This is a genomic window from Streptomyces sp. NPDC052299 (assembly GCF_040679335.1).
In the GTDB taxonomy this organism is placed as follows: domain Bacteria; phylum Actinomycetota; class Actinomycetes; order Streptomycetales; family Streptomycetaceae; genus Streptomyces.
The window spans coordinates 220352-239703 of record NZ_JBFAUP010000006.1 but is presented as its reverse complement, the minus strand read 5'-3'; the positions used below and the strand labels follow the sequence as shown (position 1 = coordinate 239703).

Sequence of the window (19352 nt, the reverse complement as noted above, 5' to 3'; positions counted from 1 at the left end):
GACATAACACCCGCGTCTTGCTACGTTGCGGGGCATGACCGCATCGACGGCGGACGCACCCCCGCCCGAGCTGCGCCTGCCCAGGCGGCGCGGCGTGGAACTCTCGCTCCTCATCGGGGCCGTCCTCATCTCCGTCTACGGCTACGCCGCGGTCGGGCTCGCCCACGACGACGCGGTCCCGCCCGACGTCGCGGGTTACGGCGGCGGGCTCGGGCTGCTGGCGCTGCTCGCGCATCTCGCGGTGCGGCTCCGCGCCCCGTACGCCGATCCGCTGCTGTTGCCCATCGCCGTCCTGCTCAACGGGATCGGCCTGGTGCTGATCTACCGGCTGGACCTGGAGACCCCGGGCGACCGGGCGGCGCCGACCCAGCTGATCTGGTCCACGATCGGGGTCGCCTTCTTCATCGCGGTCGTGGTGTTCCTGCGCGACCACCGCGTCCTCCAGCGCTACGCGTACGTCTCGGTGGCCGCAGCGCTGGTCCTGATGATCGTGCCGATCTTCTTCCCGGCCGTGAACGGGGCGAAGATCTGGATCCGGGTCGGCGGATTCTCCTTCCAGCCCGGCGAGTTCGCCAAGATCCTGCTCGCGGTGTTCTTCGCCGCCTACCTCGCGGCGAACAGCAACGCCCTCGCGTACACCGGCCGCAAGGTCTGGAAGTTCCAGCTGCCCACCGGGCGGGTGCTCGGCCCGATCGTGGCGATCTGGCTGCTCAGCGTCGGCGTCCTGGTCCTGGAACGCGATCTGGGCACCTCGCTGCTCTTCTTCGGCCTGTTCGTGATCCTGCTGTACGTGGCGACCGGGCGCCGGGGCTGGATCGCGGTGGGGCTGCTGCTCGCGGCGGTCGGCGCGTTCGTCGTCGGCTCGTTCGAACCGCACGTGCACAGCAGGGTGCAGGACTGGCTCGACCCGTTCGCCTCGATCGACGCCGGACGCGGTCCCGGCCAGCTGGCGCAGTCCCTGTTCGCCTTCGCGGCCGGCGGGATGCTCGGTACGGGGCTGGGGCTCGGCCACTCCGTGCTCATCGGGTTCGCCGCCAAGTCCGACTTCATCCTGGCGACGGCGGGCGAGGAGCTGGGCTACGCCGGGCTGACCGCGCTCTTCCTGCTGTACGCGCTGCTGGTGGCGCGCGGATTCCGGGCGGGGCTCTCGCTGCGCGACGCGTTCGGGCGGCTGCTCTCGATCGGCCTCGCCTCGATCCTGGCGCTCCAGGTCTTCGTGATCGCGGGCGGGGTGACGGGGCTGATCCCGCTGACCGGGATGGCGATGCCCTTCCTGGCGCAGGGCGGTTCGTCCGTGGTCACCAACTGGATCATCGTGGCGCTGCTGATCCGGGTGAGCGACCTCGCCCGCAGACCGGCGCCGGACGAGGTGGAGACGGGTGTGGTGGCGTCGGTCCCGGCGGGCCCGTCGCAGTCACCGGCCGGGGAGGACGAGCGGTGATCCGCTACATCCGGCACGCCGCCGCGTTCTGCCTGCTGCTGCTCGTCGCGCTGCTGGCCAACGCCGCCCGGGTCCAGGTCTTCGAGGCCGACGCGCTGGACGACAACCCGGCCAACCGCCGCAACACCATCGCCCGTTACGACCAGCCGCGCGGCAACATCCTGGCCGACGGGCGGCCCGTGACCGGCTCGAAGGACACCGGCGAGCAGCTGGCGTACGAGCGGACCTACCGCTACGGGCCGCTGTACGCGCCGGTGACCGGCTACGCCTCGCAGACGTACGGCACCACCCTCATCGAGAACGCCGAGGACGGCATCCTCGCCGGCACCGACCCGCTGCTCGCCCCGCTCCCCCTGTGGGGCGAGGTCACCCGGACCCAGCAGCCGGGCGGGGACGTCGTGACCACGGTCCGGGACGCGATGCAGCGCGCCGCGTACGAGGGCCTGGGCAACCGGCGGGGCGCGGTCGCCGCCGTCGAACCGGCGACGGGGCGCATCCTGGCCCTGGTCTCGACCCCCTCGTACGACCCCGGGCGGCTCTCCGGCACCGGCTCGTCCGTCACGGACGCCTGGCGGGAGCTGAACGGCGCGGAGAGCCGCCCCATGCTCAACCGGGCGATCCGGCAGACCTATCCGCCGGGCTCCACGTTCAAGATCGTGACGGCGGCGGCCGCCCTGGACACGGAGGTCGTCACCGATCCGGACGCGGAGACCGACACCCCGTCCCCGTACGTCCTGCCGGGCACCTCGACCGTGCTGCCCAACGAGTCGCGCGGCTGCGAGAAGGCGTCCCTCGCCGACGCGATCCGGGTCTCCTGCAACACCGTCATGGCGCACCTCGGGGTGGAGGTCGGGCTCGACGGGATGGTGGCGGCGGCCGAACGGTTCGGCTTCAACGACCCCGGTCTGAAGATCCCGTCCGGGGTGGCGAAGAGCAACTTCGACACGGAGATGAGCGACGACCAGCTGGCGCAGTCCTCGATCGGCCAGTTCGACACCACCGCGACCCCGCTCCAGATGGCCATGGTCGCGGCGGCCGTCGCCAACGGCGGCGAGCTGATGTACCCGCACCTCGTGGAGCGGACGACGAAGCACGACGGGGCGACGGTACGCACCACGGGGTCGCGCTCCTACCACCGGGCGATGAACCCGATGACGGCGACACAGCTGCGGCAGATGATGATCGACGTCGTCCAGGACGGTACGGGGACGAACGCGGCGATCGACGGGGCGACGGTCGGCGGCAAGACGGGCACCGCCCAGCACGGCGTCGACAACTCGGACCTGCCGTACGCCTGGTTCATCTCCTGGGCGCAGGCCGACGGCGCGCCCCGCCCGGCGGTCGCGGTCGCCGTGGTCGTGGAGGACGCCGAGGCCGACCGCGCGGACATCAGCGGCGGCGGCAGCGCGGCGCCGATCGCCCGTGCGGTGATGGAGGCGGCCCTGGAAGACTGAGCGCATGACGGCTTACCGGGACATGAGCGCGGTGCTGGCCTCGATCGCCCGCGCGGACCCCGGGCTCCGCGCCTTCCTCGACGTCTGGCCCGAGGACGCGCTCGCCCGGCTCCCCGCCGCGTCCCGGCTCCCGCTGGCCGGGCTCCCCTTCGCGGTGAAGGGCCCCGCCGGTCTCCGCTCGTACGCGGCGCAGCGGCTGATCGCGGCGGGTGGCGTCCCGGTCGGCTCGACCTCCGTGCCCGGTCCGGGGACGGACTGGCAGACGTGGGGTCTCGGGCGGCACGGCCGCACGCTCAACCCCTGGCGCCCGGACCGGACTCCGGGCGGTTCGTCGGCGGGCTCGGCGGCGGCGGTCGCGGCGGGCCTGGTGCCGCTGGCGACGGGCAGCGACGGGGCGGGGTCGGTGCGCATCCCGGCCGCCTGGTGCGGGGTGTTCGGCCTGAAGACGACGAACGGCCTGCTGCCCTCGCCGGACCGGTCCGGGCTCGCGTCGGCCGGGGTGCTGGCGGCCTCGACGGCGGAGGCGGAGACGTATCTGCGCTGGGTGCTGGACGGGTATTCGCGTGTTTCGCCGGTGCTGCCGCTGTCCGCCGCCTTCAGCCCTGACCTGGGCTTCGCGGAGACCGAGCCGGAGGTGGCGGCGGTGGCGCGGGGCGCGGTACGGCGGCTGGAGGCGGCCGGGGTCGTGCGGCTCACCGGGGGCGGCTGCGACCTGCTGGACCCGGGGGCGGCCTGGTCCGCGGTGCGGAGCGGGGACGTGCGCCCGCCGGAGGCGGAGGTGCGCGCGGAGAACGACCGCCGTCTGGACGCCTTCTTCGCCCGGACACCGCTGCTCCTGACCCCGGTCACGCCCAACCGCCCGCACGGCCACGAGGGCCCGGGCGACACCTTCTCGACGGCGCTGACCTGGGCGTTCAACCTGAGCGGACATCCGGCGGCGAGCGTTCCGGCCGGATTCACCGGGGACGGCTGCCCGGCGGGGCTCCAGCTGGTCGCCGCCCGGGGGCGGGACGCGGAGCTGCTGGGCGCCGCGGGCGCGGTGGAGCGGGCGCTGCCGGGGCCGGGGGCGCCGTTCGCACAGGTACGCGGACCTCGTGAATGAGTACGTGTACTCAGGGCGGCCCGGCGGCCGGGGCGGCAGCCTGGACACCGACAGCCACCCCCCGAAGGAGTGCCCCGATGCGTACGACCAGTCGCCCCCGCCCGCTGCGGACCACCGCCGCCCTCGCCGCCTGCGGGGCGGTGTTCGCCCTGCTCACGTCCGCCTGCTCGACGGCGGACGCGGTCTGCTCCGACGGCGAGTACCCGGTGCTGTACATCGGCAGCACGGGCAGCGCCTGCGTGAAGGACGGCGAGGAGCCGCCCGAGGGATACACCCGCTACCCGGAGGGCAAGGTCCCCGAGCACGTGGACGACAAGTGGTGGACGTACTGGAACGAGCACAGCCTCGACAAGGACGGGAACATCATCGAGGTCTCGCAGTGACGTCCGGTCAGCCCGCCGCCCCCGCGCCGCCGATCGGCTTGCGCATCTCCTTGCGGACCTGGGCCGCCTGACGTGCCGCCTCGGCGAGGTCGACCTTGTCGGGGTCCTGGAGCGCGGTCTCCTCGGTGACGACGGCGACGAAGGAGGCGGTGTTGTCGTCGCCCCAGGCGCACATGGGCAGCGTGCTGGTGACGCCCCCGTCCTCGGACCGGACGACCTCGCAGGCGACGGTGATCCCGTAACCGGCGGGCGTGAACTCCCGCGGGGGCACGGCCACGGTCATCCCCTCGGTCTCCGCGGCGCCCTTGAGGATCGTGTCGCGGGAGAACTCGGGCTTCTTGATGCGGCCCCACATCCCGGAGACGATCAGCGTCCCGCCGTCCTTCGACGCGTACTGCGTGACCACGGCCCTGGGGTCGCGGATGGTCGGGTCGTAGGTGTCCTCGATGTCCTTGCCGTCCGTCGCCGAGGTGTCCTCCTGGAGGGTGTAGTCGCCCTCCAGCAGCGTCTTCGGCACGGTCAGCTTGTACTCGGCGGCCGGGAACCCGTCGGACCCGCCGGACCCGCCGGACCCGTCCGACCCACTGGACACCGGCAGCTTGTCCTCGGCCTCGTCCCCCAGCTGGACGACGCCGAAGACGATGCCGCCCGCCACCAGGAGCGCGCCGGCGACGACCGCCGCGATCACCCCGGGCCGGGTCCGCCGGGCGGGCGGGAACCCGGCCCCGCCGGGCGGAGCCCCCCACGGCTGCGGCGCAGGCCCCTGCGGGGCGCCCCAGGGCTGCTGCTGGGCGTACGGATTCGGCTGGGACGGCGGCGGCCCGTAAGGGCCCTGGGGCGCGCCGTACGGGTCCTGAGGCGGCGGGGGCATGCTCATGCCGCCCAAGCTACGGCATGCGCCCAGGCGGCTTCGGGGGGCCGCCCGGCCGAGGGCGGCCCGGCCGTGCGATTCTCGGGCCATGGACGACCGACGCCCCGTGTCCGTGGACTCCCCGCCACCCGGCTCGCTACGCGCGGTGCCCGGCCTGGCCGGGCTGCTCACCGACTACCACCTGTGCACGGAGGCGGAGAAGGGCGCACCCGTCCCCGACCCGTCCCGGCTGCCCGATCGCTACCGGCGGGAGACGGAGGACCCGGACCACGCGTTCGCGGACGCCACCGTGCTCGTCGCGCGGGACGGCGGTGCCGCGGTGGGCTGTGTCGTGGTCACCGGCCCGGTCGACGGAGCGGTGGAGGTCAAGCGGCTCTGGACGGACCCCGCCGCGCGCGGCCGGGGCGTGGCCACCATGCTGCTCGGTGCCGCGCTGGAGCGGGCCGGCGACTCGGGCGCCCGCGCCGTGCGGCTCTCGGTCTGGCGCTGGCGCACCGGGGCCGTCGCCCTCTACGAACGTCTCGGCTTCACCGTCGTGCCGTCGTGGGACGACCGTGCGGACCTCGTCTGCATGGAGCGGCCCGCTTAGGGTCACCGCCCCGCGGCCCCGTCCGTCCCGCCCTGTTCGATCGCCTCGGCCACCTCTGCCACCCTCGCCCGCTCCTCCGCCTCGAAGCGCTCCTTGTCGAGTTGTTCGGCGATCTCCTCGTCCTGGGCCATGAGCAGGTCGAGGCTGGAGTCGCCGAGTTCCAGGACGCCCATGTCGACGTACGCCTTCTGGAGGCGTTCGCCCCACAGGCCGATGTCCTTGACGCACGGGACGATGCGGCTGAACAGCAGCTTGCGGAAGAGCTGGAGGAATTCGGAGTGCTCGGAGAGCTCCTTCGCCTCCTGTTTGCCGATGCCGAAGTTCTCCAGGACCTCGACGCCGCTGAGCCGGTCGCGCATCAGGTAGCAGCCCTCGATGACGAACTCCTCGCGCTCGCGCCGTTCCGCGTCGCTGAGCTGCTTGTAGTAGTCGCGCAGCGCCATCCGGCCGAAGGCGACGTGCCGGGCCTCGTCCTGCATCACGTACGCCAGGATCTGCTTGGGCAGCGGCTTGGTGGTGGTGTCGCGGATCATGCCGAACGCGGCCAGCGCCAGGCCCTCGATGAGGACCTGCATGCCGAGGTAGGGCATGTCCCAGCGGGAGTCGCGCAGGGTGTCGCCGAGCAGGCTCTGCAGGTTGTCGTTGACCGGGTAGAGCATCCCGATCTTCTCGTGCAGGAACCGGCCGTATATCTCCGCGTGCCGGGCCTCGTCCATCGCCTGGGTCGCCGAGTAGAACTTGGCGTCCAGGTCGGGGACGGCCTCCACGATGCGGGCGGCGCAGATCATCGCGCCCTGCTCGCCGTGCAGGAACTGGCTGAACTGCCAGGAGGTGTAGTGCTTGCGCAGCTCTCCCCGGTCCTTCTCCGTCATCCGCGCCCAGTGCGGGGTGCCGTACAGGGTCAGGGCCTCGTCGGGGGTGCCGAGCGGGTCGGCGGGGTCGACCTCCAGGCTCCAGTCGATGCGCTTGTTGCCGTCCCACTGCTTGTCCTTGCCCTTCTGGTACAGGGCGAGTAGGCGCTCGCGGCCGTCGTCGTAGTCCCAGCTGAAGCGGGCGGCGCCCGTTGCGGGCACGGTCCACAGCGGTTCCTCGGGGGCGGTGGTGTAGAGGTCGTGGGTCGACACGGACGGCTCCTTCGCCTCGCGACTGCCGGGAAGTCGGCGGGCTCCCCGCTCAGTTGGCAGGTTCACACGTTGGTAGACGCGCGGTCAACAAGTCGCACACAAGGGATTGACGGCCTTGCTGACAAGCAGTCTCATAATGGGTGACCGTCGGTAACCCATGGGTGAGGTGCCTCCGCGATGACGACCGTGACGACAAGCGACCTGCAGACGCTCCACGACGCACTCGGCCCGCTGCGCGGCCGCGAGCAGATCGCCGAACGACTCCTGGAGGCGTCCGCCAAGCACTCCTTCGACCCCGACAAGGAGCTCGACTGGGACACGCCGCCGGAGGACGGCAAGTGGTTCTGGCCGCCCGAGCTGGTCTCGCTCTACGACACACCGCTCTGGAAGCGGATGTCCCACGACCAGCGGCAGGAACTGGCCCGCCACGAGGCCGCGTCCCTCGCCTCGCTCGGCATCTGGTTCGAGATCATCCTCATGCAGCTGCTCGTACGGCACGTCTACGACAAGGCCCCGACCAGCAACCACGTCCGCTACGCGCTCACCGAGATCGCCGACGAGTGCCGGCACTCGATGATGTTCGGCCGCATGATCACCTGGGGCGGCGGCCCCACCTACACCGTGCCGCGCCGCTACCACAACATGGCGCGCGTCCTCAAAAGCGTGTCCACGACGCCCGGTTCGTTCGCCGGGACGCTCCTCGGCGAGGAGATCCTCGACTGGATGCAGCGGCTGACCTTCCCCGACGAGCGCGTCCAGCCCCTGGTGCGCGGCGTGACCCGCATCCACGTCATCGAGGAGGCGCGCCACGTCCGCTACGCCCGCGAGGAGCTGCGCCGCCAGATGGTGACCGCCCCCCGCTGGGAACGCGAACTGGCCCGCGTCAGCTGCGGACAGGCGGCCCGCGTCTTCTCCGTCTGCTTCATCAACCCGCGGGTGTACGAGAACGTCGGGCTCGACCGCCACGAGGCCGTCGCCCAGGTCAGGGCCAGCGGACACCGCACGGAGGTCATGCAGACGGGCGCCAAGCGGCTGACCGACTTCTTCGAGGACATCGGTGTCCTGAACGGGGTGGGGCGCAGGCTCTGGAAGAGCTCGGGCCTGCTGGCATGAGGGCGGTCACGCTTAGGCTGGGGGCCATGACCCCAGCTGCCGCCGCGCCGCCCGGCCGCGCGTACCGAAGACTCAGCGTCGAGGAACGCCGCACCCAGCTGCTCGGCGCGGCCCTCACGCTCTTCGCCCACCGGCCCCCCGACGAGGTCTCGCTGGACGAGGTCGCGACGGTGGCCGGGGTGTCGCGCCCGCTGGTGTACCGCTACTTCCCGGGCGGGCGCCAGCAGTTGTACGAGGCGGCGCTCCGTTCCGCCGCCGAGCAGCTGAAGCTGTGCTTCTCCGAGCCCGCCGAGGGCCCGCCGACCGAGCGGGTGGCCCGCGTCCTCGACCGCTATCTGGCCTTCGTGGACGAGCACGACGCCGGTTTCAGCGCCCTGCTCCGGGGCGGCAGCGTCGCCGAGACCTCCCGGACGACCACCATCGTGGACGAGGTACGGCGCGCGGCGGCCGAGCAGATCCTGTGCCACCTGGGCCAGGACGAGCACAGCGAACCCGCGCCCCGGATGAGCATGATGGTGCGCACCTGGATCGCGGCGGTCGAGGCGGCCTCGCTGATCTGGCTGGACGAGGGCAAGCGGCCGGACGCCGCCGGGCTGCGGGACTGGCTGGTCGACCAGTTCATCGGCCTGCTGGCCGTCACCTCGTCCTCGGACCCGCAGACCGCGGCGGCCGTGGCCGCGCTGCTCCCGCTGGAGACCGCCGAGGGCCCGGCCGGGCGGCTGGTGGACCGGCTGGCCCCGCTGACCGGCGCGGCCGCGCATCTGCTGCCGCCCGGCTGACCGGGACCGGCGGCCCGTCCGGCTCCGGTCCGTCCGATCGGTCAGACTGGCCCGGTGAGAAGTGAGAACACCGCCTTCGTCGGCGGCCCGCTGGACGGCCGGGTCCTGCCCGTCCTGACCGGCGCGACCGGCCACCCGCCCAAGTGGTACGAGGTCCCGGTCCCGGACGCGGCCGGCGGACCTCCCACGGTGCACGCGTACCGCAGGACCCCGGCCGGTCACACGAAGCGGCTCGGCATCCAGCGGGGGTGGATCTACGAGTACGCCCCCGAGGGTCGCGAGCGGCCCCGGTGGCCGTGGTCGAAGCCGGGCGGCAAGCCCGAGGAACCGCCCCACTAGGATCGAACGTCTGGTCCCTGGGGACGGGACGGGGACGGTCACAAGGGGGGATGCGCCATGGAGGCGCCGCGTCAGGACGAGCCACGTCGCTTCGGTCCGTACACCGTGCTGGCCCGCGTGCGTGAGACGGCCGCCGCCGTGCAGTACCTCGCGCGCGGCGAGGACCCCGCCGGGCTCGTCGTGGTCACCGCCGCCCGGCCGGAGCTCGCCGCCTCGCCCGCCTTCCGCCACCGCTTCGACGCCGAGGCGCGCCTCGCGGGCCGGCTCGCCGGGGGCTGGGTCGACGGGCCGCTGGAAACCCGCGGGGACGAGCCCGACGCGCCCTGGACCGCCGCCGCGTACGTCCCCGCGCTGACCCTGGCCGAGGCCATAGAGGCAGCGGGGCCGCTGCCCGGGCGTGCCGTACGGATACTGGGCGCCGGACTCGCCGAGACCCTGTCCCGGGTCCACGCCACCGGCGCCGTGCTGCACGGACTCGCGCCCGGGACCGTGCTCCTCGCCGAGGACGGCCCCCGGCTCACCGCCTTCGGCCCGCTGGGCGCGGCGGCCGAGGCGTCGGCGGGCCCGGGCGGCCGGCTCTCCGTACGGCTCGGCTACCTGACCCCGGAACAGCTCGCGGGCGAGGAGGCGGGCCCGGCCTCCGACCTCTTCGTGCTCGGCCTGCTGCTCGCCTACGCGGCGACCGGGACGACCCCGCTGGCGGACGGTCCCCCGGCCGAGGCCGCCGACCGCATCGCCGAGGCCGCCCCGGAGCTCGGCGGGGTCCCCGGCGAGTTGCGCGAGCTGATCGCCCGCTGCCTGGCGAAGGACCCGGCCGACCGCCCCACGGCGGGCACGGTGGCCGCCGAACTCGCCCTGGAGGGCGCGTCCGCCCTGGCGGCGGGCGACTGGCTCCCGGGGCAGCTCGCGGCGTCGGTGGCCCAACAGGGCGCCACGGCCCGGAGGCTGGCGGGAGGGGCGGACTCGCCGGCCGGGGCGGGCCCGGCGCCCGGCGCCGACACCCCGCCGCCCGCGTCCGGCGCCACGCCCGGGGCCGACGCCCCGCCGACACCCGATTCCGCGCCGTCGTCCGCCGCCGCACCCGTGGGCGCCGTCCCGCCCGTGAACCTGCCCGTGCCCGAAAAGAACGTGTCCGTGGAGAACCCCGTGTCCGATCAGTATCCGGTGTCCGACGAGAACCCCTCGGGCGGCCGGAGTGCCCATCCCCCGAAGTCGTACGGGGACGTCTGGGACGCGGTCGCGCCCGCGCCCCGGCCGGAGCCCGAGCCCGACATACAGGACGCCGTGCCGCCGGAGCACCAGCCGACCCCGGTGCCCGAGTGGCAGCAGCCGACGGTCGCCGCGGGCGGCACGGTCCCGGACGTGTCCGGCGCCGTTCCGGACACCCGCACCACGCAGCTCGGGGCGATCGGGCAGCCCGCCCAGCAGGGACAGCCCGGGCAGCCCGCTCCGTGGCCGGACCAGTCCGCCTACGGGTATCCGCAGCCGCAGCCCCAGCCGCCGTACCAGCAGCAGGCGCCCCAGCCCGCCCCCGTGCCCCTGCCGCCCGCGCCCATCCCGAACATCGCACCGCCCGCCGAGCCCCGGCGCTCCGGGCCCAGCCGGCGCGGGCTGCTGTTCGGCGCGGTGGGCGGCGTGGCCGGGCTGCTGGTCGGCGGCGGGACGCTGTACGCGCTGACCTCCGGCGACGACGAGGACAAGCCCGGCCCGGACCCGAAGCCGGCGCCGACATCGGGCGGGCCCAGCGTCGCGGGGGTCGCGCCGACACCGCGCTGGATCTACAACCACCCCGCGTCCGAGCCGGTTCCCCTCACCGCCGCGCTCGTGAAGGACCGTCTGCTGGTCCTCACCGACGACAGCCATGTGAGCGCCGTCGACCTGCGCACCGGCCGACGGCTCTGGGAGAACGCCGACGGGGCCAAGGGACAGGCCGCCCTGGCGGCGGGCGACGAGCTGTGCTTCGTCGCGGGTCCGTCGGAGTTCCTGTGGCTGTCAGCGAAGGACGGCAAGGTCGCCCACCGCGTGGCGTACGCCGACGGCTTCCAGGACGCACCGGACCTCTCGGTCCGTACGCTCGTCGGTTCGGCCGGGTCGGTCATCTGGTTCACCGGGTCGCACAAGGCCACGGTGAAGGCCCCCAAGCCGAAGAAGGGCAAGAAGCCCGGCAAGGACCGGCAGGTCGTCAAGTCCTACCTGTTCGGGTACGACATCGTGCAGCGCAAGGAGCTGTGGCGGACCCCGGTGCCCAGCGGCCGGGGCCCGATCGCACCCGTCTTCCGGCTGATCGCGATCCGGCCGGACGCCATCGTCGTGCGGCAGGACTCCCGGACCCTCACCCCGGCCGCCCTGAAGGCCGCGAAGAAGAAGGGCATCTTCCGCAGCTTCGACCGTGAGACCGGCAAGGCGCAGTGGAGCCGCAGGTTCGGGAACGTCGCACTCGACGGCGCGGCCGTCGGCGACGAGGAGGGCACCATCTACGCGGCGGACGGCCCCCATCTGCGCGCCTTCGAAACGCCCGCAGGAAAGGCGAAGTGGACGCTGAAGGGCACCCGGGGCTCCGTCTTCGGGGCGTCCCTCCCCTCGGGCGACCTGCTGTACACGACGAACCGCAACCAGGAGGTGGGGGCGCTCGACCCCAAGACCGGGAAGCCGAAGTGGCGCCGGTCCACGGAAGCGGCGGGCGACAAGGCTCCCGTGGTCTCCGTCAGCGGCTCGGGCAGCACGGTGCTCGCCGCGGACCCCGGCCAGGTCACCGCCTTCTCCGCCGCCGACGGCAAGCGCCTCTGGAAGTTCCAGGACATCGGCAACCAGGCCCCGGACGGCGAGACCGTCAAGGCCGGCTACCAGGTGCTGGCGTACGACAAGACGGCGATCGTCCGGCGCGGCCGCACGGTGTACGCGTTCCCGGTCGCCTGACGCCGCGCACCGCCTTACGGGCGAATCCGGAAGGCGGTGGACGGCCGCCACGGCCGTGGCTTCTTGCATCACCCCGTCGCACGGGTGAGCGTATGAACGAATTGCGCTCACTCATGGGGTAGTCGCACGATTCACCCCGGTTCCGGAGGTGATGTCGTGTCGTCGGGCACCCTGGTGCGTTCCCTCGGTACGGCGGCGCTGGCCGCCGTCGTCGTCATCTCGCCGGCCACGGCCGTAGCCGCCCCCGCCCCCGCCCCCGAAGCCGGCGGTGTCGCCGGGCTGCTGACCGAACTGCAGCGCCTCTACCAGCAGGCCGAAGAGGCCACCGAGACCTACAACGGCACGACGGCCGAGCTGAAGAAGCGTGCCGCGGAGGCGAAGAAGCTCGACGCGGCCCTCGTCACCGCGCGCCGCTCGCTGGCCAGGGGCCGGGACGCCGCCGGGCAGCTGGCCCGGGAGCAGTACCAGGGCCGGTCCGAGCTCTCCGCGTATCTGCGGCTGCTCCTGATGCGCGACCCGGAGGCCGCCCTGACCCAGGGCCAGGTCATCCAGCGCCTCGCCGCCGGGCGGGTGGCGGCCGTGCAGCGGCTCGGCGCGGCCGAGAAGCGGGCCGCTGAGCTGGCGAAGGAGTCCCGCAAGGTGCTCGCCGAGCAGCGGACCCTGGCCGCGCGGAAGAAGAAGGACCGCGACACCGTACGGACCCGGCTGAAACAGGTGGAGGCGAAGCTCGCCTCGCTCACCGCGGACCAGCTCGCCGAGGTCTCGGGGCTGGAGCGGAAGAACACGGACCGGGCCCAGGACGCCCTGGTGGCCTCGGGCGCGCTCTCCTCGTCCCGGCCGCCGACCGCCCAGGGCGGCGAGGCCGTCGGGTACGCGGTCCGGCAGATCGGCAAGCCGTACGTGTGGGGCGCGGAGGGTCCGGGCTCCTTCGACTGCTCCGGGCTCACCTCGCAGGCGTGGGCAAGCGCGGGGCGCGTCATTCCGCGCACCTCGCAGGAGCAGTGGCGGCAGCTGCCCCGGGTCCCCATGAACGCGCTGCGCCCCGGCGACCTGGTGGTCTACTTCCCGAAGGCGACCCATGTGGCGCTGTACATCGGAAACGGCCTGGTGGTGCAGGCGCCCCGGCCCGGTACCAGCGTGAAGGTCTCGCCCGTGGCGTCCAACCCGGTGCTCGGCGCGGTCCGGCCCGACCCGGACGGCACGCCGCTCGCCTCGTACGAGGGCCCGGAGCTGCCCGCCGGCGCGACGGACGGCTCGGACGAGGGGTACGGCGCGTCCTCGGCCCCGGCGTCGTAGGAGCCGGGGCCGGAGGGCACGATCAGGCGGCCGGGCCCGCCACCGAGGCGAGGTAGGCGTCCGCCTTCTCCGGCTCGAAGAAGAAGTTCTCGAAGTCCGCCGGGTCGTTGAAGCCGTTGGCGAAGCGGTCCGCGACCGGCTGGAGCTGTCCGGCGGCGCCGATCAGGTTCAGCACGTGCTCCGGCGGGACGCCGAGCATGGCGTTGGTCCACTTGGTGACGTGCTGGGCGGTGTCCCAGTAGCGGTCGAACGTGGCCTGCATCCACGCCTCGTCGAACTCGCGGTCGCCGTGCTCCACGATCGAGTCGAGGTAGGCGGCGGCGCACTTGGACGCCGAGTTGGAGCCCTGGCCGGTGATCGGGTCGTTGGCGACGACCACGTCCGCGACGCCGAGCACCAGGCCGCCGCCGGGCAGCCGGCCGACCGGCTTGCGGACGGTTGGGGCGTAGCGGCCGGCGAGGGTGCCGTTGGCGTCGGTCAGCTCGACCTTGGTGGCGCGGGCGTACTCCCAGGGCGTGAACTTCTCCATCAGCTCCAGGGTCTTCGCCAGGTGCTCGGAGGGGTCCTTGATGCCCTGGAACGCGTCGAGCGGCCCGCCCGGGACGCCCTCCCAGAACAGGATGTCGGCGCGGCCGGACGTGGTCAGGGTCGGCATCACGAAGAGCTCGCCGACGCCCGGGACGAGGTTGCAGCGGACCGCGTCGAACTCCGGGTGCTCCGGGCGCGGGCCCATGCCGTGCACGTACGCGACGGCCAGCGCGCGCTGCGGGGCGTCGTACGGCGAACGGGAGGCGTCCCGGCCGAACATCGAGACCAGCTCGCCCTTGCCGGCCGCGACCAGCACCAGGTCGTAGGCGCGGGAGAAGTAGTCCAGGTCGGAGACGGCCGCGCCGTGGATGACGAGCTGTCCGCCGCGCTGGGCGAAGGTGTCCATCCAGCCGGCCATCTTGACGCGCTGGTCCACGGACTGGGCGTACCCGTCGAGCCTGCCGACCCAGTCGACGGCCCGCGAGGAGTCGGGGGCGGCGACCGAGACGCCGAGGCCCTCGATGCGGGGGGCCTGCGACTCCCAGAAGTTGAGCTGGAGGTCCCGCTCGTGCTGGAGCGCGGTGTGGAACATGCACTGCGTGGACATGACCCGCCCGGAGCGGATCTCGTCGGCGGTGCGGTTGGACATCAGGGTGACCTCGTACCCCTTGGACTGCAGTCCCAGGGCGAGCTGGAGCCCGGACTGACCGGCTCCGACTATCAGTATCTTCCGCATCGCGGTTCTCCGTTGTGTGGTGCTGAGGGGGGAGGCTGGGGGCTATGCCGGGGTGGCGTCGAGGGCGTGGCCGACGAGGGCCAGCAGGGACTCGACCACCGTGATCCGGTTGCGCGCGTCCATGATCACTACGGGCACGTGCGCCGGTACGGTCAGGGCCTCCCGGACGTCTTCGGCCTCGAAGTCCGGCGTTCCCTCGAAGTGGTTGACGGCCACGATGTACGGCAGGCCGCAGCTCTCGAAGTAGTCGAGGGCGGGGAAGCAGTCGGCGAGGCGGCGGGTGTCGGCCATGACGACGGCCCCGATCGCACCGCGCACCAGGTCGTCCCACATGAACCAGAAGCGCTGCTGGCCCGGGGTGCCGAACACGTACAGCACGAGGTCGTCGTCCAGCGTGAGCCGGCCGAAGTCCATGGCGACGGTCGTGGTGGCCTTGTCCGGGGTGGCGCTGAGGTCGTCGGTGTCCTCGCTGGCCCGGGTCATCATGGCCTCGGTCTGCAGCGGGGTGATCTCGGAGACCGCGGTCACGAACGTGGTCTTGCCGACGCCGAAGCCGCCCGCGACCACGATCTTCGTGGCGATCGGGGCCCTGGTGCGGTCCAGCTGCCAGGGCTGGAGCTTCTCCTCGGGCTGCGACTCCGGGCCCGGCTGCCGCGGTGCGAACAGCGACTCAGAGACGGCGGAGTCCATCGAGCACCCTTTCGAGCAGTGCGCGGTCGGGCTGGCCGGTGCCGTGCCCGGTCCCGTACACGCGGATCTTTCCCTGGTCGGCCAAGTCGCTGAGCAGCACCCGGACCACGCCGAGCGGCATCTTCAGCAGCGCCGAGATCTCGGCGACGGTGCGCATCCGGCGGCAGAGCTCGACGATCGCCCTGAGCTCCGGCATCAGACGGGTCGTCAGGCTGCCGTTGGTGAGTTCGCGGCGCTCCTCGGGGGCCTCCAGCGCGGCGACGAACGTCTCGACCAGCAGGACGTGCCCGAAGCGGGTGCGACCGCCGGTGAGCGAGTACGGGCGGACCCGCGCGGGCCGTTTGCCGGCCCCCCGGACGGGCAGTTTGCGGGCGGGTCCGGCTGCGGCGTGGCTCACTGGGCGCTCTCCATCGATTTGCGCAGCTCACTGCGGAGTTCGGGGGTGAGTACGTGTCCGGCGCGGCCGACGAAGAGCGCCATGTGGTACGCGATGACGCCCATGTCGCAGTCGGGGGAGGCGTGCACCCCGAGCAGCGATCCGTCGCTGATCGACATGACGAAGACGCTGCCCTCGTCCATGGCGACCATGGTCTGTTTCACGCCGCCGCCGTCCATCAGCTTCGCGGCGCCGACGGTGAGGCTGCCGATGCCGGAGACGATGGTCGCCAGGTCGGCGCTGGAGCCGCGCGGGCCGCTCTGCGGGGCCGCGGGCCCGGCGGCGTCGTGGTGGCCGGGGTCGGAGGACAGCAGCATCAGCCCGTCGGACGAGACGACGGTGACCGAGTGGACCCCTGGCACCTCCTCGACGAGATTGCTCAGCAACCAGTGCAGGTTCCGGGCCTCGGTACTCAGCCCGAATGTGCTGGGCGCAGTCAACTACGTGCCTCCTCGACTGTGTCCCCCGTCTCTCCGGTCCGGCCGTCGCTACGGCCTGCCGGCTCGGCGTGCTCGGTACGTGTGGGGCCGGCGCCCCCGGCGAGTTCGGCCTCGACGTCGCGGCGGCCGTCCCTGGCCCCCTGCTGGAAGCCGCCGAGCCTGCGCCGCAGGGCCTCCTTGTCGACGCTCCCCCGCCGCTCGGCCACGGGCGCCCCGGCGGGCCGCACGACCTTGGGCGTCCGCTTGGGCAGCCCCTTGTCGGTGACGGCCTCACCCTCGGGCCTGCGGGGCGCGGGGACGGTCTCCGCCGGTTCCGCGCGTTCCGCTGCCGCGGGTGTGACGGGGGCCGGGGCCTCGTCCGCGGCGCGCTCGTGGCGGTCGGGGCCGATGGCGTACGGGCCGGCGGCGATCGCGTCCGCCGCGTCCGCCGTCTGCGGCGGCCGGGGCAGGCGGACCTGAAGCGTGCGCTCGGGGTCGGCCTCGGGGGCCTCCGGGGTCTCGGAGGGCGCGTCGGCCTCGGGGGTCGCGGGGGCCTCCGGCGTCTCGGAGGGCGCGTCGGCCTCGGGGGCCTCCGGAGTCCCGTCTACCTCCGGGGCCGCGTCCGCCTCCGCGGTCTCATCCGCGTCAGGGGCCTCGGACTCCGCGTCCGCCTCCGGGGCCACCGGCGCCTCCGGGGTCACCGGCGCCTCCGGGGTCACCGGCGTCTCCGGGGTCACCGGCGTCTCCGGCGCCCCCGCCTCCGCGAGGGCGCGTTCCGCCGCCGCGATCATCGGGTCGTCCGAGGTGGACGCGGCGCGGCCCGGCAGCGTGTTGGAGTTGGCCTCGGCCACCGAGCCCGGCAGGTTCAGCGCGGGCGCGTCGCCCGGGGCGGTGACGGGCGGGGGCGTGGCCGCCGGGAGGTCCTTGGGCAGCAGGGCCTCCGGGAGGACGACGACCGCGGCCACCCCGCTCCCCTTCTGCTCGCGCAGCTCCACGCGTACGCCGTGCCGGGCGGCGAGCAGCGCGGCCACCCGGAGACCGAGCCCGGCCCCGTCGGCGTTCTGCTCGCCGGCCTCGAAGAGCGCGGGGTCGGCCAGGCGGGTGTTGAGCTCGCCCATCCGTACGGACGACATGCCGATGCCCTCGTCCTGGACGGAGAGCATCACCTCGCCGCTCTCCAGGAGCCAGCCGGAGAGCTGGACGTGGGAGTCGGGCGGCGAGAACGAGGTGGCGTTCTCCAGGAGTTCCGCGACCAGGTGGCTGAGGTCGTCCGCGGCGAATCCGGCGACCTGGGCGTTCGGCGGCAGGGACTGGATGGTGACGCGCTCGTACCGCTCGATCTCGCTGACGGCCGCGCGCAGGACGTCGACCAGCGGGATCGGGCCCGGGTGGCCGTGGCCGTGGTCCGCTCCCGCGAGGACCAGCATGTTCTCGCTGTGGCGGCGCATGACCGTGGCCATGTGGTCGAGCTTGAAGAGCGTGCCGAGCCGTTCCGGGTCCTGCTCGCGCTCCTCCAGGGACTCGATGACACCGAGCTGCCGCTCGACCAGGCCGAGGGTGCGCAGCGAGAGGTTGACGAAGGTGTGGTGGACGGTGTTCCGCAGCTTCTCCAGCTCGGCCGTCAGGTCCTTCGCGCGCACCTGGAGCTCGGCGCGCTGCACGGTCAGGGCCTCGCGCCCGGCGAGCAGTTCGGTGCGCTCGGTCTCCAGCTGCGCGAAGCGCCCGTTGAAGTCCTGGAGCAGGCTCTGCAGGCGGCCGTGCAGGGCGTTGATGGAGCGGACGGTCTGGGCGAACTCGTCGTTGCGGCCGGTGTAGCGGACCGGTTCGGCGGTCTCGGGTTCGGCGGCGAGGCGGGCGGCGCCGATCCGGAGCACGGCGAGCGGCTGGGTGAGGGTGCGGGCGACGGCGGTGGAGACGGCGACCGCGACGAGCAGGCAGCCGCCGAGGAGCGCGATCCGCAGTTCGAGGGCGGTGACGTCGTCGTCGCGGAGCTGTTCGAGGCGCTGGACCTGGGTGGTGCCGAGCGCGGACTCCACCGAGCGCATCCGGTCGACGCGGGCGGCGAGGGCCGCGGCGACCTTCTTCTCGCTGACCTTCAGGTCGGATTCGGACAGTTCGGGGCGGTCGGTCAGCTCGGCGAGGTACTTCTCGGCGCTGTTGACCTCCGGTCCGGTGACGGTGGAGGCCAGCTTGTCGCGGGCGGTGGCACCGGCGGACTGGTCGAAGCCGGCGAGCGCGGAGAGTTCGCCGACCCGGGCCTGCTGGGCGGCGGCGCTCAGCGCGTTCCGGGTGCGGTCCTCCTTGGTCTCGCCCTCGTCCTCGCTCTGCACGGGCAGACCGGTGAACGGGTCGATGCGCGGGGGCGCGGGCTCCGGGCGGGGCACGGCGAGCGCGGCGAGCAGCAGCCCCCGGGTGGCGGACGCCTCCTCGGTGGCCCGGCCGAGCGCCTGCGGGGTGCGGGTGGCGTCGGCGGCGCGCGGCGGGGTGGAGCGGGCGAGCTCGTCGGCGAGGCCGTGGAGTTTGGCGATGACCTCGGAGTACGCCCGGTGGGCCTCCAGGGCCGTGCCCTTGCCGCTGATCGCGTCGCGGCGCAGGGACGGGATGGTGGAGAGGTCGCGCAGGAGGTCGGCCGGGGCGGTCCCGCGGATCTCGTCCACCTGCTGGTCGACCCGGGCGCTCCGGTTGCCCGGCTCGCCCTCCCGGCCGCCCGCGATGAAGACGGTGACCTCGTCGCGCTCGTCGGCGAGGGAGTGGGCCAGGGAGATCGCCTGCTGGTTCAGCTCGGCGAGGGTGACCAGTTGCTGCGAGTCGGTGAGGTCGGACGAGGCGGCGAGCACGGCCGGTGTCCCCGCCGCTATGACGGTGATCCCGACGACGGCGACGCCCGCGACCAGCCGGCTGCGGACGCGCACGCGGCGACCGCCCTCCGCCGGGGTCGTCGGCGCCGCCTCGGAACCGCTGTTGCTGCCGCCCTTGCTCCGAGGCCGCTTCTTCTGCACCGGTGCTCGCAATCTCGACTCGTCCGCCCTTGAAGCAGAGGTGACGCACGGTCACATGAACGAGCGTCCCGCCCCCTGGTACGGCTCCCGACCATTCCAGTGCTTTTCAGGAGGGGGCGCGCATCAACCGCTCCGCC

The 19352-nt window shown here is 73.5% G+C and carries 17 protein-coding genes; 10 read left to right on the top strand and 7 right to left on the bottom strand.

Annotated elements, in window-relative coordinates:
- Nucleotides 1-34: 34 nt before the first annotated feature.
- The 4 genes from AB0L33_RS12915 (at nt 35) to AB0L33_RS12900 (ending at nt 4380) form a co-directional block, all read left to right on the top strand.
- A complete protein-coding gene (locus AB0L33_RS12915; RefSeq protein WP_365680526.1) occupies nt 35-1441 on the top strand; it encodes an FtsW/RodA/SpoVE family cell cycle protein in 1407 nt (468 codons plus the stop codon).
- The gene (locus AB0L33_RS12910; RefSeq protein WP_365680524.1) at nt 1438-2895 is read left to right on the top strand and encodes a penicillin-binding transpeptidase domain-containing protein; all 1458 of its coding nucleotides are present in this window, start codon (nt 1438-1440) and stop codon (nt 2893-2895) included. Before AB0L33_RS12915 ends, AB0L33_RS12910 begins: the two co-directional genes overlap by 4 nt.
- Nucleotides 2896-2899: 4 nt before the next feature.
- Nucleotides 2900-3997, top strand: coding sequence for an amidase (locus AB0L33_RS12905; protein WP_365680522.1), 1098 nt, complete (start codon nt 2900-2902; stop codon nt 3995-3997).
- A gap of 77 nt (nt 3998-4074) precedes the next feature.
- Nucleotides 4075-4380 carry a hypothetical protein gene (locus AB0L33_RS12900; RefSeq protein ID WP_365680520.1) on the top strand — a complete coding sequence of 102 codons (306 nt, stop codon included), beginning with the start codon at nt 4075-4077 and terminating at the stop codon, nt 4378-4380.
- Nucleotides 4381-4387: 7 nt separating this feature from the next.
- On the opposite strand, the gene AB0L33_RS12895 is transcribed toward AB0L33_RS12900, so the two are convergent.
- On the bottom strand, nt 4388-5257 hold the full coding sequence (locus AB0L33_RS12895; protein WP_365680518.1) for a hypothetical protein: 870 nt from the start codon (nt 5255-5257) through the stop codon (nt 4388-4390).
- An 82-nt stretch (nt 5258-5339) separates the two neighbouring features.
- Between AB0L33_RS12895 and AB0L33_RS12890 the strand changes: the two genes are divergently transcribed.
- Nucleotides 5340-5840, top strand: coding sequence for a GNAT family N-acetyltransferase (locus AB0L33_RS12890; RefSeq protein WP_365680516.1), 501 nt, complete (start codon nt 5340-5342; stop codon nt 5838-5840).
- Between the two features lie 2 nt (nt 5841-5842).
- Here the strand turns inward: AB0L33_RS12890 and AB0L33_RS12885 are convergent, their stop codons facing one another.
- Nucleotides 5843-6964, bottom strand: a complete 1122-nt coding sequence (locus AB0L33_RS12885) for a ferritin-like domain-containing protein (RefSeq protein WP_365680513.1) — start codon at nt 6962-6964, stop codon at nt 5843-5845.
- Between the two features lie 177 nt (nt 6965-7141).
- Between AB0L33_RS12885 and AB0L33_RS12880 the strand changes: the two genes are divergently transcribed.
- The 5 genes from AB0L33_RS12880 to AB0L33_RS12860 all read left to right on the top strand — a co-directional run bounded on the left by AB0L33_RS12880 (nt 7142) and on the right by AB0L33_RS12860 (nt 13407).
- Nucleotides 7142-8077: a diiron oxygenase gene (locus AB0L33_RS12880; RefSeq protein WP_365680512.1), complete on the top strand. Its 936-nt coding sequence runs from the start codon at nt 7142-7144 to the stop codon at nt 8075-8077.
- 26 nt (nt 8078-8103) lie between these two features.
- The gene (locus tag AB0L33_RS12875; RefSeq protein WP_365680510.1) at nt 8104-8856 is read left to right on the top strand and encodes a TetR/AcrR family transcriptional regulator; all 753 of its coding nucleotides are present in this window, start codon (nt 8104-8106) and stop codon (nt 8854-8856) included.
- Between the two features lie 54 nt (nt 8857-8910).
- A complete protein-coding gene (locus AB0L33_RS12870; protein ID WP_365680509.1) occupies nt 8911-9195 on the top strand; it encodes a hypothetical protein in 285 nt (94 codons plus the stop codon).
- Between the two features lie 57 nt (nt 9196-9252).
- Entirely contained in the window at nt 9253-12111 is a 2859-nt protein-coding gene (locus AB0L33_RS12865; protein WP_365680507.1) for a PQQ-binding-like beta-propeller repeat protein, read from the top strand.
- A gap of 156 nt (nt 12112-12267) precedes the next feature.
- Complete coding sequence (locus AB0L33_RS12860; RefSeq protein WP_365680505.1) at nt 12268-13407, top strand: C40 family peptidase; 1140 nt, start codon at nt 12268-12270, stop codon at nt 13405-13407.
- 22 nt (nt 13408-13429) lie between these two features.
- Here AB0L33_RS12860 and AB0L33_RS12855 read toward each other — a convergent pair whose 3' ends face one another.
- Genes AB0L33_RS12855 through AB0L33_RS12835 form a run of 5 tightly spaced genes read right to left on the bottom strand, consistent with a single transcriptional unit; the run spans nt 13430 to nt 19215 of the window.
- On the bottom strand, nt 13430-14671 hold the full coding sequence (locus AB0L33_RS12855) for a styrene monooxygenase/indole monooxygenase family protein (RefSeq protein WP_365680503.1): 1242 nt from the start codon (nt 14669-14671) through the stop codon (nt 13430-13432).
- A 42-nt stretch (nt 14672-14713) separates the two neighbouring features.
- A complete protein-coding gene (locus AB0L33_RS12850; RefSeq protein WP_365680501.1) occupies nt 14714-15361 on the bottom strand; it encodes an ATP/GTP-binding protein in 648 nt (215 codons plus the stop codon).
- Nucleotides 15342-15758: a DUF742 domain-containing protein gene (locus tag AB0L33_RS12845; RefSeq protein WP_365680499.1), complete on the bottom strand. Its 417-nt coding sequence runs from the start codon at nt 15756-15758 to the stop codon at nt 15342-15344. Before AB0L33_RS12845 ends, AB0L33_RS12850 begins: the two co-directional genes overlap by 20 nt.
- Nucleotides 15755-16237, bottom strand: a complete 483-nt coding sequence (locus AB0L33_RS12840; RefSeq protein ID WP_365680497.1) for a roadblock/LC7 domain-containing protein — start codon at nt 16235-16237, stop codon at nt 15755-15757. The genes AB0L33_RS12845 and AB0L33_RS12840 overlap by 4 nt, the downstream gene beginning before the upstream one ends.
- Nucleotides 16234-19215 (bottom strand): nitrate- and nitrite sensing domain-containing protein, encoded by a 2982-nt coding sequence (locus tag AB0L33_RS12835; RefSeq protein ID WP_365680495.1) that lies wholly within the window; start codon nt 19213-19215, stop codon nt 16234-16236. The genes AB0L33_RS12840 and AB0L33_RS12835 overlap by 4 nt, the downstream gene beginning before the upstream one ends.
- Nucleotides 19216-19352: the final 137 nt, after the last annotated feature.